Origin of the sequence: Acidiferrobacter sp. SPIII_3 (assembly GCF_003184265.1) — a bacterium.
Lineage (GTDB): Bacteria > Pseudomonadota > Gammaproteobacteria > Acidiferrobacterales > Acidiferrobacteraceae > Acidiferrobacter.
The window spans coordinates 1,717,116-1,731,013 of the sequence record NZ_CP027663.1 but is presented as its reverse complement, the minus strand read 5'-3'; the positions used below and the strand labels follow the sequence as shown (position 1 = coordinate 1,731,013).

Annotated in this window: 11 protein-coding genes; 8 read left to right on the top strand and 3 right to left on the bottom strand. The window is 64.1% G+C overall.

Translation table 11 applies throughout. The annotated features are described in order from the left end of the window. Positions 1-24 precede the first annotated feature (24 nt). Genes hyfB through C4901_RS08635 form a run of 6 tightly spaced genes read left to right on the top strand, consistent with a single transcriptional unit; the run spans position 25 to position 7,164 of the window. Positions 25-2,037 (top strand): hydrogenase 4 subunit B, encoded by a 2,013-nt coding sequence (gene hyfB, locus C4901_RS08660; RefSeq protein WP_110136989.1) that lies wholly within the window; start codon positions 25-27, stop codon positions 2,035-2,037. Further along, complete coding sequence (locus tag C4901_RS08655) at positions 2,034-2,981, top strand: respiratory chain complex I subunit 1 family protein (RefSeq protein WP_110136988.1); 948 nt, start codon at positions 2,034-2,036, stop codon at positions 2,979-2,981. Before hyfB ends, C4901_RS08655 begins: the two co-directional genes overlap by 4 nt. After that, positions 2,971-3,645: a hypothetical protein gene (locus C4901_RS08650; protein WP_205735902.1), complete on the top strand. Its 675-nt coding sequence runs from the start codon at positions 2,971-2,973 to the stop codon at positions 3,643-3,645. The genes C4901_RS08655 and C4901_RS08650 overlap by 11 nt, the downstream gene beginning before the upstream one ends. Beyond that, entirely contained in the window at positions 3,645-5,090 is a 1,446-nt protein-coding gene (locus tag C4901_RS08645; protein WP_370445978.1) for a hydrogenase 4 subunit F, read from the top strand. The genes C4901_RS08650 and C4901_RS08645 overlap by 1 nt, the downstream gene beginning before the upstream one ends. Before the next feature lie 17 nt (positions 5,091-5,107). Beyond that, positions 5,108-6,655 (top strand): NADH-quinone oxidoreductase subunit C, encoded by a 1,548-nt coding sequence (locus C4901_RS08640; RefSeq protein WP_110136987.1) that lies wholly within the window; start codon positions 5,108-5,110, stop codon positions 6,653-6,655. Positions 6,656-6,660: 5 nt separating this feature from the next. Further along, positions 6,661-7,164 carry an NADH-quinone oxidoreductase subunit B family protein gene (locus C4901_RS08635; protein WP_110136986.1) on the top strand — a complete coding sequence of 168 codons (504 nt, stop codon included), beginning with the start codon at positions 6,661-6,663 and terminating at the stop codon, positions 7,162-7,164. 163 nt (positions 7,165-7,327) lie between these two features. On the opposite strand, the gene C4901_RS08630 is transcribed toward C4901_RS08635, so the two are convergent. Together C4901_RS08630 and C4901_RS08625 are read right to left on the bottom strand one after the other, a co-directional pair. After that, positions 7,328-9,166 carry a bifunctional diguanylate cyclase/phosphodiesterase gene (locus tag C4901_RS08630; RefSeq protein WP_110136985.1) on the bottom strand — a complete coding sequence of 613 codons (1,839 nt, stop codon included), beginning with the start codon at positions 9,164-9,166 and terminating at the stop codon, positions 7,328-7,330. Between the two features lie 162 nt (positions 9,167-9,328). Beyond that, positions 9,329-10,129 carry a carboxymuconolactone decarboxylase family protein gene (locus C4901_RS08625; protein ID WP_110136984.1) on the bottom strand — a complete coding sequence of 267 codons (801 nt, stop codon included), beginning with the start codon at positions 10,127-10,129 and terminating at the stop codon, positions 9,329-9,331. Between the two features lie 110 nt (positions 10,130-10,239). On the opposite strand from C4901_RS08625, the gene C4901_RS08620 reads away from it, so the two are divergent. After that, positions 10,240-10,932 (top strand): LysR family transcriptional regulator, encoded by a 693-nt coding sequence (locus C4901_RS08620; protein ID WP_110136983.1) that lies wholly within the window; start codon positions 10,240-10,242, stop codon positions 10,930-10,932. A gap of 215 nt (positions 10,933-11,147) precedes the next feature. Beyond that, positions 11,148-11,393 carry a LysR substrate-binding domain-containing protein gene (locus tag C4901_RS08615; protein WP_110136982.1) on the top strand — a complete coding sequence of 82 codons (246 nt, stop codon included), beginning with the start codon at positions 11,148-11,150 and terminating at the stop codon, positions 11,391-11,393. A gap of 350 nt (positions 11,394-11,743) precedes the next feature. Here the strand turns inward: C4901_RS08615 and mrdA are convergent, their stop codons facing one another. Continuing rightward, positions 11,744-13,687 (bottom strand): penicillin-binding protein 2, encoded by a 1,944-nt coding sequence (gene mrdA, locus C4901_RS08610; protein ID WP_168185639.1) that lies wholly within the window; start codon positions 13,685-13,687, stop codon positions 11,744-11,746. Positions 13,688-13,898: the final 211 nt, after the last annotated feature.

Below are 13,898 nucleotides of genomic sequence, written 5' to 3'. Positions count from 1 at the left end.
GACATTCGCGAGGTCTCCGCGTTCATGCACGTGCCAATCGGGCTTCCATGGGAACTTATCCTAGGCGCCCTGACCCTTTGGTCGCTTTTGGCATTCGCGAGCCTTTTCATTCCCAAGGCCCCACGCATCGCCCCGCTGATCTTTCCCCTGGGGGCGCTCGGCGCCCTGTGCGTCGCCGCCGCGGGTCTCCTCGCCCTCCAGGGGCCGCCCCTTACCATGGTCTCGCCTTTTGGCCTTCCAGGCCTGCCCTTTTATGGGCGCGTGGACGCCTTGTCGGGTGTCTTTCTGGTGTTGTTTGGCCTCACGACCGTGGCGATCTCGCTCGATCTTACCGGCTATCGGGCCCGTGAACACTATCCAGTGGCCGCGCGCATCGGCGTGCAATATCACATTTTGCTCGCAAGCCTCACACTGGTGTTCGTGGCCGCCGACGCCTACTCGTTTTTGATCGCGTGGGAGGCGATGGCCTTGTCATCCTACCTTCTGGTGGTCACCGACCATCGCACGAGCGGCGCGCGCCGCGCTGGATTCCTCTACCTTCTGATCGAGCACATCGGGGCGCTCGCCATTCTCGCCGCCTTTACGGTCCTGATCGCGCAGGCCGCGACCGGCACGCGGCTCGTCTATACCTTCGCCGCCCTGCATGCGAGCAACCCCGGTGCCACGGTAGCCGGTATCGCCTTCCTGCTCGCGCTCCTCGGTTTCGGGGCCAAGGCGGGACTGGTCCCGCTCCATGTGTGGCTGCCGCAGGCCCACCCGGTCGCGCCCTCGCCCATATCCGCGCTCTTGAGCAGCGTGCTGCTGAAGGTCGGCATCTATGGGCTTTTGCGCGTGGCCTTCATGCTGCTGCCGGTGCCGGCGCCATGGTGGGGTCTGACGGTGCTTACCGTGGGACTTCTAACCACCCTGCTCGGTGCCCTGTCATCGGCCGTCCAGAGCGACATGAAGCGTCTGCTCGCCTACTCCTCGGTCGAGAACGTCGGGCTTATCACGGCCGCGATCGGCCTTGCGCTGCTGTTTTCGGCCTATGGCCTCAAGGCCCTGGCGGCGCTCGCCCTGATCGCCGCCCTTTATCACTGCCTGAATCATGCCTTTTTCAAGGGCCTCTTGTTCCTTGGCACGGGCTCGGTCCTGCACGCCACCGGCGAGCGCAATCTCGGCCGCCTTGGTGGTCTGATCCACCGCATGCCGCACACCGCGTTCATGATGTTGATCGGCACGCTCGCCATTGCCGGCGTGCCGCCGCTCAATGGTTTCGCCTCGGAATGGCTGATCCTGCAGGCCTTCCTCAAGGCGACGGCCTTGCCGCGCCCCTACCTCGCCATGGGCATACCGCTCGGGGCCGCGCTGCTGGCGCTGGTCGCAGGCCTCGCCGGCTATGTCATGGTCAAGTTTTACGGAATCGTGTTCCTGGGCCGGCCGCGCGAGGCGCGGCTTGCGCAGGCCGTGGAATCCGGGCCCTTCGAGCGCGCGGGGCTAGGCCTGCTTGCGCTGTTGTGCGTGACCGCCGGCCTGTGGCCTTCGGGCGCCATCGCGCTCATCCGTCCGGCCGCATCCTTGCTCACGCGTGCCGATGCCCCCATCACGATCAGTGAGGCCGGCGCCCGGGTGGACGTGGCGCATGCCGCGTACGCACCGGCAATCTTGTGGGTGGCGCTCGGGGTTGTGGCGCTTGCCACCGTCTTGGCGCTGCGCGCGTATTCCTCGCGGCCGGCGCGCCGCGCCCCCGTCTGGAACTGTGGCCACCCCGTCATCGGCGCGCGCATGCAGGATACCGCCGAGGGCTTCGGACAGCCGATCCGGCACATCTTCGCGGCATTCCTGGCGACGCGAAGCCGCAAGCCCGCGCCCGACGATCGCGTGCCTCGCTACGGGAGCGTCGTGGAGGACCGCTTCTGGGAGGACCTCTACCGCCCGGCGGCGCGCGGCTTCGAGGCGATATGGGCATGGACCGCGGCCATGCGCCCGCGGCGCATCGCGATCTCGCTTTTCTGCGTGCTCGCCACGCTCATCGTGCTACTCGCGCTGGCGCCATGATGGCGCGCCTTTTCATGCGCCAAGGGCTGCAGATCCTGTTCGTCATGGCCATGGCCCCGTTGCTGGCCGGCTGGGTTCGCCAATGCCGGGCATGGCTCGCCAACCGCGCGGGTGCCGGTCTTCTCCAGCCCTACCGTGAGCTTTTAAGGCTCCTGCGCAAGCAGCCGGTCGTGCCGCACGAGGCCTCGGCGCTCTTTGTCGCGACACCTTATATCGTATTCACAACCATGGTGGTGGCAAGCGCGCTGGTGCCCATGATCACGACCCGCCTGCCGCTCGCCGGCGCCGCCGACGCGGTGGTGCTCGCCGGTGTTTTTTCGTTGGCGCGGATCTTCGCGGCGCTCGCCGCCATGGATCTCGGCACCGGTTTCGGTAGCATGGGGGCGCGACGCGCGATGCTCGTGGGTTTTCTTGCGGAACCCGCGCTGCTCATGGTGCTGTTCACGCCAGCCTTGATCAGCGGCTCCACCTCGCTTGTCGTCATCGTTCGTCAACTCGCCCACCACGGCGTCATCCTCTACCCGAGCATGGTGTTCGCGGCTGCCGCCTATGTCATGGTGACGCTCGCCGAAAACGCGCGGCTGCCCGTCGACAACCCCGAGACCCATCTCGAGCTCACGATGATCCATGAGGCCTTGAACCTCGAATACTCCGGCCGCTACCTGGCACTCGTCGAGTGGGCTGCCGCCATCAAGCTGTTTGTCTACATCGGCATCGGTGCCGCGCTGTTTTTTCCATGGGGCATCGCCCAAGATGCAAGCCCCGCTGGCCTTGCGACCGCCTATGCGCTTTTTTCCGCGAAGCTCGCCGCTGCCGGCGCCGGATTGGCCGTGATCGAGACCGTGTTCGCCAAGTTGCGCCTGTTCCGGGTCCCCGAATTCCTGGGCACCGCCTTCTTGCTCGCGGTCCTAGGCCTCCTCATGCGCTATCTCTTTGGACATTGACGCCATGATGCCCTTGGCCTCGTCCATCAACCTGCTTGCCGCGCTGTTTCTGCTGGCGGTTTTTGCCATGCTCTCGCAGCGGCGGCTTGCCAATCTCATCACCATTTACGCCTGGCAAGGCACGATCCTGACACTCAGCATCGCGCTCGCCGCGTATGCGACGCACAGTGCCCACCTCTATGTGTCGGCGTGCCTAAACGGTCTGCTGAAGATCGTGGTTGTTCCCACCCTGCTGCGCCGTCTCGCGCGCAGGCTCGAGGTGCAGTGGGACCGGGAAAGTCTCGTGCAGGTCTCGACCGTCATGCTGATCGGGCTTGGGCTCGTGATCTTTGCCTTCAATGCCGCGCTCCCGATCGCGGCCGCGGGACATGACATCAACCACGCGATCATCGGTATCGCCCTTGCCGGCATCCTCTTGTCGTTGCTCATGATGATCCTGCGCGCTACCGCCTTGTCGCAAGTGATCGGCTTTCTGGCCATGGAAAACAGCCTCATATTTGCCGCAACCAGCGTCGCGTACGGCATGCCCATGATCATCGAGTTTGGCATTGCCTTGGACGTGATCGTCGGGGTTTTCATCCTCGGGGTATTCTTTTTTCATATCCGTGAACAATTCGACAGTCTCGATATCGATCGCATCGAGCGACGGGAGGAGTCGCGGTGATACTGTTGTCGATGATCTTGATCCCCCTTGCGGGCGCCGTCTTGCTTGGCGCCATGGGCCACAGGAACGCGGGATTTTGGTGCAACATCGCCGTAAGCGCCGGCACCCTTTGCGCGGCAGGCATCATGACCGTCCGGATGTTGCACGACGGCCCGTTTACGGCCTGGCATCACGAGCTGTTCGTGGATCCCTTGAACGTGTTTCTGGTGGATTTGACCGCGCTCGTGGCGCTATCCACATCGGTGTTCAGCCTGACCTACATGCGCGCCGAGGTGCGCATGGGTCATTTGAACCCGGCGCGCCTGGGCGTCTACCACGCCATGTATCAGGTCTTTGTCTTTAGCATGCTGCTTGCGCTCACCAGCAATAACATCGGCGTCCTGTGGATCGCCATGGAGAGCGCGACCTTGAGCACGACGTTGCTTGTCGGCCTCTACCGCACGCCGGCGGGGCTCGCGGCGGCCTGGAAATATTTCATATTGTGCGGCGTCGGGATCGCGCTCGCACTGCTCGGGACGATCATGGTCTATTTCGCCGCCCATTCGGTCCTGGGTGGGCATCGGGCGCTTCTCTGGACGCGCCTCTATGGGGTCCGCGACCAACTCAATCCGGCAATCATGATGATCGCGTTCGTGTTTTTGATCGTGGGCTACGGGACCAAGGTGGGGCTCGTGCCATTTCACACGTGGCTGCCGGATGCGCACGCCGAGGGCCCGACCCCGATCTCGGCGGTGCTGTCGGGCCTGCTCTTGAACGTGGCGCTATACGCCATCGTGCGTTTCAAGGCGCTCGCCTCCGCGGACACCGTGACGCATTGGCCGGGGCGGCTCATGATTGGTTTCGGGTTGGCATCGGTCTTGTTCGGGGCTTTTTCCCTTGGGGGCCAGCGTGACTTGAAGCGGCTGTTTTCCTACTCCTCGATCGAGCACATGGGCCTTGCTACGTTCGCGTTCGGCCTGGGTGGTCCGCTCGCGACCTTCGCGGCCCTGCTGCACATGACCGCGCATTCGCTCACCAAGTCCTCGGTGTTCTTTACAAGCGGCGAGGTGGCGCAGAGTGAAGGCACCAAGGATATGGACCGCATCACCGGCATCATGGAGCGCAACCCAACGCTCGGTTGGACATTCATGGGAAGCACTCTTGCCATCCTCGGGACCCCGCCTTTCGGGATCTTCACGAGCGAGTTCCTGATCCTGATCGCCGCCCTGCGCCGGGCCCCCTGGTCGGTACCGCTTTTGATTCTCGCGCTGGGCGTTGCCTTCGCGGCGATCTTCCGGCGCACCCAGGCGATGGTGTTTGGAGGGGCGGCCCGCCCACGGATATCGGCATCGCCGTCACTGCCGGTGCCGCTCGTGCATCTCCTGCTAGTACTGGTCCTGGGGCTTGCCATGCCCCCGCTATTGGCCGCCTGGTACACGGAGGCCGCACGTTTGATGGCACCGTGACGAACGAGGAATAGATCATGCCAAGCGACGATCTTCACCCTGACACGGCCTGGGCACGGTTGTCAGGCCCCTTGCCAGCCATTCATGCCTGGGTCGACGGCAAGTCATGGCGCGCGCTGGCCGCCGGGTGGCGCGCCGAGGACGGACAGCTGGCCGCGCTGTGGGGCAGCGACGAGCGCCCGGCGGGTCTTGGGTTCGTCGTTCATGCCGTCGTCATCTGTGGCGGCGCGTGGCGCTGGATGAGCCTTGCGGCCGGCCATGATGATCCGCGCTTCCCGGCGTTGAGCCAGCTGTTCCCGGCGGCAGCGCGCCAGGAGCGTGCCCTTTTCGATCTCCTCGGAATCTCGTGCGATGCCGGCGATACCCGGCCCTGGCTGCGCCACGAGGCATGGGGGCCCGCGCACTTCCCATTGCGCCGTGATTTTGCCGAAGGCGCTCCCAAGATGGGCCCCGCCCGCCCTTACCCCTTCATTCCCGTGCGCGGGAGCGGCGTCCATGAGATCGCGGTCGGACCCATCCATGCCGGTACGATAGAGCCCGGGCATTTCCGTTTTTCGGTGGTGGGCGACGAGATCCTGCGCCTCGAGGAGCGGCTCGGCTACACCCACAAGGGCGTTGCCAAGCGCCTCGAGGAGATGCCGCTCGCCGAGGGGGCACGGTTGGCCGGCCGCATCTGTGCCGACAGCACCGCCGCCTATGCCGGGGCCTATGCCATGGCCGTGGAGGCGGTGAGCGCGTGCACGGTCCCGCCTCGGGCACTGTGGTTGCGCGCCTTGCTGTGGGAGCGTGAGCGCATTGCCAACCACCTGGGCGATCTCGGCGCGCTTTGCCAGGACGGGGGGCTTGCGTTTGGCCACACGCAGTTCGGCCTCCTGAAGGAACGATGGCTCCAGACGCACAGGCGGCTCTTCGGTCATCGTTATCTGATGGATGCGATCATTCCAGGCGGCGTGGCCGGCGATCTCGACCTTGCGGCGATCGTCCTCCTCGACGGCGAATGCACCGCCCTCCTTCAGGCCACGCGCGGCCTCCAGAACATCATCGACGATCATGCCGGCCTGCAGGAGCGCTTCCTCGGGACCGGGCGCCTCGACGAGACCCGGGCGCGGGCCTTGGGGGCCGCCGGTCTCATTGCGCGCGCGAGCGGGATCGCAAGCGACCTGCGCGTATTTTCGCCGTCGCCACCTTATGACACGCTAAGGACGCGCATCTCCATGCGCCCCGGGGGTGATGTCGCGGCGCGCGTCGCGGTACGCTTCGATGAGATCTATGAGTCCTTGCGGCTCATCCGCGCCATCCTGGCCTCGCTCCCGGACGGCCCGGTGCGCGTGCCCTGCGGTCGACCGCATGGCGTACTGGGGCTCGGCGCCGTGGAGGGTTGGCGTGGGCCGATCCTGGCCGCGGTGACGCACGCGCCGGGTCCTGGAAGCCATCATGTCCATATCCATGACCCCTCCTGGCAGAACTGGCCGCTCCTCGAGCGCGTGGTGCCAGGCGAGCTCATCCCGGATTTTCCACTCATCAACAAATCCTTCAACCTCGCCTATAGCGGCCACGACCTCTAATCGCCATGCACAAGCTGTTACGCCATATCCTGAGAACCGGCATCCTTCCGCGGCGGTCCTGCGGTCACGTGGGATCACGGTGCGGTACCGAGACATCCCCGGCGTCTTTGACCGCCGAGCTCGGACGGGCGCTTGCCGTGCGCCATGTCGATACCGGGTCGTGCAACGGTTGCGAGCTCGAAATCCAGGCCCTCGGCAACGCCGTCTACAATCTCGCGGCCATCGGGGTGCGCCTGGTGGCAAGCCCCCGGCATGCCGACATCCTGCTCGTCACGGGCCCGGTCGCGCGCGCCATGGTCGACCCCCTGCTCCTGGCCCATGATGCCGTACCCGATCCTAAGCGTGTCGTCGCCTTGGGGGACTGTGCGCGCGGGTGCGGGGTCTACACCGCCAACTATGCCACCGTGGGCGCGGTGAGCCGCGTACTCCCCGTGGATCTCACGATACCTGGCTGTCCGCCACCCCCCGAGGCCATCTATGAGGCCTTTGCGATGCTGATGCGTCCCTAGAGGGCGGGGACTTCCCCGAGAGACCCGGGGGCCTGCCGCGATCGTCTCGATCATCTTGCCCAATCCGGCAGGCGCGCGGATAGGGGCAATCGTTATCCGCCAGAGGCCCTCCTCCGCCAACACCATCGTCCTCGAACGCCGTCGCTTGCCGCCAGACAGGCCCTTATCGTGCGCCGCGCGCATCCTCGAATCGTGGTGCCGCGAAGTAATGGCCCTGTGCCCAGTCGATCCCGATGGCGGCCAGGGCGTCGGCGCAGGCCTCATCCTCGACCCCCTCGGCGATCGTGCGAAATCCGAGGTCGGCCGCGAGATCCTGGAGTCCGCGGAGGATGCGCCGGCCCTGCGCGGTCTGGACCCGGTTCACGAGCGCGTGGTCGAGTTTGACGAAGGCAAACGGCAGTTCGGTGAGGTAACGGAAAGACGAGTAGCCGCTGCCAAAATCATCCAGGGCCAGCCGGATGTCGAACGCGAGAAACGGGGCCAGTGTCCGGCGCACGGCATCGAAGTCGCCCAGAAACTGCCGTTCGGTGATCTCGATGACGAGCGGCTTATCGGTGTCGGCGTATGGCAGTGTCGTGCGCGTGATGCGCTCGACGAGTTCCTGTACCCGATCGGGATGATGGAGAAGGTCGGTTGAGACATTCACGAAATAGGCGATGGCCGGACCCTGGGCCTTACACGATGCGGCGCAGTCCTCGATGACCTGACAGATCATGTCGTGATCGAGCCGATGGAGCCACTGGAAGCGGTCGGCGGCCTCGATAAAGTACTGGGCCTCCAGGACCCCCTGAACGGTCACGATGCGCGCCAGGGCCTCCTTGGCTACGACACGGCCGTCGGCCAATGCCACGATCGGTTGATAGGCGGGTCGCACCTGTCCCGAGGCAAGCGCGATCTCGAGCTGTTGGGCGGTGGCGAAGAGCCCGCGGCCCTTGTCGCTCGCCCGTGCCAGACGGTTACGTCCATCGCGTTTGGCCTCGTAGAGCCCCATATCGGCATGGTTCAGTAATTCCTCGAGATTGCCGCCGTCTGTGGGGAAGCAGGCAAGCCCCAGACTCACCGTGGCGCGCGCCGTACGCACGACCCCGGCCGGAAAGGTATGGCCCATGATGCGCGCGCGCAGATCCTCGGCCACACGACTTCCCGCGGCACAATCCGTGTCCGGCAGGAGACATAGGAACTCTTCACCGCCCCACCGTCCGACCCGGTCCTCCGCGCGCAACAGCTCTTGAAGGATTTTTGCCACGTCCCGGATCACGCCGTCGCCCACCACATGACCGTAGCCGTCATTGATGAGCTTGAACCGGTCGATGTCGAGCAGCAGCAGGCAGTAGGACTGTTGCTGGCGTTGGGCGCGGGCATGGTGCCGTTCCAACGCCGCTTGCATGGCCCCGCGGTTCAGCAGTCCGGTCAGGCAATCGAGCGTGGCGAGCATGTTCAGGCGTTCGCGCAAGGCCGCCTGGGTCAAGGCCACCTGCGCCAGGTGTTGAAACGCGACAAAGGGGTTCAGGCCAAGACGCGTGAAGTAATCCGCCTGATCAGCATAGATCGCCACGAGGCCCCGCTGGTTATCATCCGCCTCGCCAAACGGAAAACTCGCGGTCACTTCCAGGCCATGACGCAAGGCCTCCGCGCGCCAAGGCGCAAAGGCGGGATCCGATCGGACAGTGGCCATAACGGGGCGCCCACTCGCCAACGCCCTAAGACCCGGGCTCAGGGGACGCGTGGCTTCGTCCATTCCCAGGATAAGGGCCTGGGCGTAGTCCTGGGCAGGACCTACTGCATAGATCGGGCGGATGATCGGGGTATCCGGGGCCCCAAGCCACATCCACGCGAGCCGGATGTGACGCGAGGCCGCCACCAGGGCCTCGCAGAACGGCCGCAGGATGCCCTCGGCATCCTGTCCCTCGGCGAGATGGGCCGCGGCCTGCAACAGTGCCGCGGTCACAGCCTCGCGCTCGGCTTGCACAGCCGCATCAGCCAGTGGGTCGGCAATGGTCAAGGGGGCTCCCGGAATGAGAATCGAGCTACGACTGCGATTGTAGACGCGATCGCTCGGAATTGCTCGGTACCACGATTCAGGAAGCGGTTGTCGGTTCCTGTGCCAATAAGCTTGCAAAGATACGCGCCCGCCGTCGATGCCACGCCACAGGTGGATCCGCCTTCAAGTCCCCCTCCCTCGTTTACCCAGGATTTCCTGTATGACATGGAGGGCATTGATGGTGGCCGGAAAGCCACAATAGGCGGAAATATGGATCAATGTCTCCACCAGCTGGTCACGCGTGCCCCCGACATTCAGAAGACCCTGTGCATGGACTTTGAGCTGAACGGCCGCCGTTCCCTTCGCGGTCAACGTCGCCACCGTTATAAGCTCACGCTGCACGAGGCTCAATCCGCTACGGGTATAGATGTCGCCGAACGCGAACTCTATGATGTAACGCGCGAGATCGGGTGCGAGGGTCGCGAGCGAGGCGATGACATCTTCGCCGGCGCGTCCATCGATGCGGGAAAGCGCTGCCCAGCCAGCGCGATAGCGGGAGTCTCCGCGGTCCTTTTGCGCGCGCGTGAGGGACGCAACGGGGACATGCGCGACCCCGTGATCTTGGAATACCTCCTGGGCGGCCCACACGCCGTTCAAGCCGGCTGGAAATCCGGCATAAATCACCAGATGCAGCATGAGCTCGATGATTTCCTGGCTGCTGCATCCGACATTGAGCGCGCCGGCTATGTGAAATTTCAATTGCGGGCGCGCGTTGCCCAAGGTCGCAAGCGTTGCCACCGCCACCAGCTGGCGTTCCTTGAGGGTAAGATGGGGTCGGGGATAAATCTCTCCGTAGACGAAGCGGATCACAAGAGATGCCAGGTCCGGGGCGATTTCCGCCAGGGCATCGACGATGGACGGATGGTGAGCGCCTTCGACGTGGCATAGATAATTGAAGCCCGTCTGGTATCTCGTACTTTCCATGACGATTGTCCTGTGATTGCAGAAGTCACCGTAGTCCTGTATGAAACCTTTTGCTAATGCAAATTTTGCTGATACCTTTTTGGTAAGGAATCCCGGAGGGATGGCGCGCCGTGACCTATGAACCGACGTTGCGTCAATTGAAGTGCTTCATTGCGGTCGCCGAAGAACTTAACTTTCGGCGTGCGGCCGCGCGCCTATTCATCACCCAGCCGCCGTTGAGTCGGCAAATCAAGGGCCTGGAAGAGGCGCTTGGCGTGAGGCTGCTTGAGCGTGACAGGCGCGGCGTTTCTCTCACCAAGGCGGGAAAGCGCTTTTTGGTGGATGCCAGGGTGCTGATGCGCGACTCCCGTGAGATGGTGAGGCGGGTCAACCGCCAGGAACAGGGCGCCAAATCCCGTGTGTATCTGGGTATAACGACAGCGGTCGACGTCAGCCTGTTCGCGCGTATCGAGGCGGCGCTCGAAGAGCGCTTCCCAGGTGCGCAGGTTCGTGTCGAACGACAGATATCCATGCGATTGTTGCGAGACGTCAATCGCGGGTTGATGGACGCCGCGATCATCGGTCTGCCCTCTCACACAGCCGGCTTTGCCGTGGAACCACTGGGCGATGACCCGATCGTCGCTTGTATCGCCTCCCATCATCGCGCCGCGAAGAAGCGCAACATCTCCCTTCTCGACCTTCAGGATGGGGCGCTGTTTTGGTTTGCGCGCAGACTGAACCCACGCTGCCATGATCACTGTCAAGCCATATTCCATCAGCCTAGATCCGGCAGTCGGATCGCGATTACCTTTGTAACTGTATAATTTGTAGCGTTTTGGACCAAAATGTGCGCTCACCTCTTGGGTGAACGGCGAAATCGTAAAAATGCTTTTCAGATGTAGCGTTTTGGACCAAAATGTGCGCTCACCTCTTGGGTGAACGGCGAAATCGTAAAAATGCTTTTCAGATCCGCTGATTAGGGCGCCTTTAGGCTACCAACTGCCGAATATAGGATCAGGCGGGTTTCTCGCCGCGCCGGGTGCCGGAACCGGCGGATCATCATGTGTTGTTGGGTCTTGTCGCCGAAGGCCAAGGGTGTGCGCTGGTGCCGCGCTCCCTGGCCACGATCAAGCGAAAGGGCGTGGTTTACAAAGCGATCGCCGAAGGGGGCCGGCTCGCGGTGCATGTCGGTCTGGCCTATCGGCGGGAGACGAGCGCCGATCTCGTTTTGGGCCTGGTCGCGATGCTGAAGGAGCGGTTTGGCGATGGCGCCAGGAGCGCCTAGGAAAAGATTCGCCATCCGATAGATTCCGCGCCCTTGCGCAATAGGGAACCCGAGTCCGATGATGCGGTGCATAAGGCCGTGCAACGGGAGATGGCGCCCTTCGGGCATGTGCCTGTAAACCCGGGCATGGATACCTGTAGAGGGCGCGCATGCCGCGTTGCGCGCGAGCATCTGTCAGCCGCTCTGCGGCCGTGTGTCCCGGGCTCGGGACGTGCCCGGTCAAGATAGGATGTCGCCGGCCCATAAGGCCCGGGTCAACGGGCCGCCCTATGGGCCCCGACCTTCCGGCAATGGCTGAGGCCGGTGTGATCCCGGCAACCCCGCCGATCGGGCACGGGCCACTGGCCCCGTCAGCCGGCCTGGTCCTCCGACCGCGACGGCGCCCTTCGCGTGCGCGCCTCAAGCGTCTGCGCGCGCGCACTCAGGCGTCGCTCCTTGGCAAAGCGCGCTACCAGGGTTTTGGGGGCATGGCGGACGTGCACATGCCCCAGCAGGTCCAGATTGATGAGCGCCCGGGCAATCTTTGTCGGAATCGCGGAATGCAGCCCGAACCCCGCGTGCTCTAGTACCACCGCCACCACAATGCGTGGGTCCGGGACCGGGGCCATGGCGGTAAAGAGTGCATCCGAATGGAGCCGCGGGCCTTTATATTTGCCGTTTGCCGGCGCGCTCCAGAGCTGCGCCGTGCCTGTTTTTCCGGCCACGGCATAGGGTAGCCGATGGGCGATGATGTGCGCCGTTCCCAGGGATCCGGAGATGACGTGCGTCAGGTCATCCACGAGCAAGGTATCGCTATTTGGGCGGTGATGGGGGATCGGGGGATCGGCGCGCGGCTTCTCGTAATGAACCGCTTTGGTGAGTGGGTTCTGCACGGCCCTCACCACGTAGGGGCGCATACGGACCCCGTGATTGGCGAGTGTCGCCATGGCGTCCGCCAACTGCAATGGCGTCACCAGCAGCGGCCCCTGTCCGATGCCGGTGATGATGGTCTCGCCCTCGTACCACGGTGAGTCGTGGGCCTGGATCCATTGCGGCGTCGGTACGGTCCCCGCCGACTCCCCGGGCAGGTCGATGCCCGTGACGTGTCCGAACCCGAAATCCTCGAGATAGCGCGCCATGCGATCGATGCCCATGCGATAGGCGAGTTTGTAGAAATAGACATCCGAGGACTCCTCGAGCGCCTTTTCAAGCCCAATACGCCCCATGCCCCACGGCAACCAGTCATGAAAAATGTGATTGTTACCGGGGATGTGCCAGGTTCCCCGACACAAGACGCGGCGGTGCGGATGAAACCAACGGGTTTGGAGCGCGGCGTAGGCGTAGAACGGCTTGATCGAAGACCCAGGTGGGTAGAGGCCATTCAGGGCCCGGTTGTCCAGGGGTCCGCGCGGGTTGTCCGTGAGTTTGGCATAACGGCGCCGGCTAATCCCGAGCACGAAGGGGTTTGGGTTATAGGTGGGGCTGCTCACGAGCGCGAGTACCGCCCCGGTGCGCGGATTCAAGGCCACTGCGGCCCCGCGGCGCCCCTTGAACATCTGCTCGGCAACCGCTTGCATCTGGGCGCTGATCGTCAGATAGAGATTGTCGCCGGGGCGTCCGGGCACGCGCTTTAGTACCCGTACCAGGCGCCCTCGGGCGTTCTCCTCGACGTCCTTATAGCCCATGTGTCCCATGAGGTCGCGCTGGTACAAGCGCTCGATGCCGGTCTGCCCTACGTCGTGGAAGCCTGCGTACCGACGGACATGGTGCGCCGCCTCGGCCATGGTGATCGGGCCCACATAACCGACTACTGCGTCCGCCAGGCCATCCAAGGGATAATTGCGGCGCAATTGCGCCTGCAGGCGCACGCCCGGCAATTCCGGCAGGTGCGCCGCCAAGCGCGCGGTCTCAACGCTCGTCAGATTGCGGCGCAGGGGCAGAAAATCGGCGGAATCGCGCGTCTGCACCTCGTGTCGAAAGCGTTGGAGATCTCGGTTATCGAGACCGATGAGACCCTTGAGACGGGTCAGCATCTGCGTGAGATGGGGAACGGCGCGCGGCGCGATCGACACGGTATAGGCAGGAAAATTACTGGCGAGGACCACCCCGTGGCGATCCAGAATCAGTCCGCGCGCCGGCGGCAAGGGTACCGGCCGCGTCAGATTGTCGCGGGCGAGCGTGACGTAATGGACGTGCCGTCCGATCTGGATGTAGGCCAGACGCCCCACCAGGACCAGCAGCAGTACGAGCGCTGCGCCCACGGCGACGCGGACGCGTGCCGCAAAGAGCTGTCGCTCCTCACTCTCTTGGGACAAAAAGGCCTTCGGGTTCACGGACTTCGTTCAGATAACCGCCAGGGCACACGAGAGAAGGGTATCATGTGGGCACGGCATGTACCATGTCGCGAAGGATCCTGAGGGGATCGATGTGCCCCACGTCGCGTGGCGGCGTACATCGCCGGCTTGCGGCGCGCCATGGGACCTGCCGATAATAGAGCCGGCGGCGTCGGTAGATACGCGGTGCCGG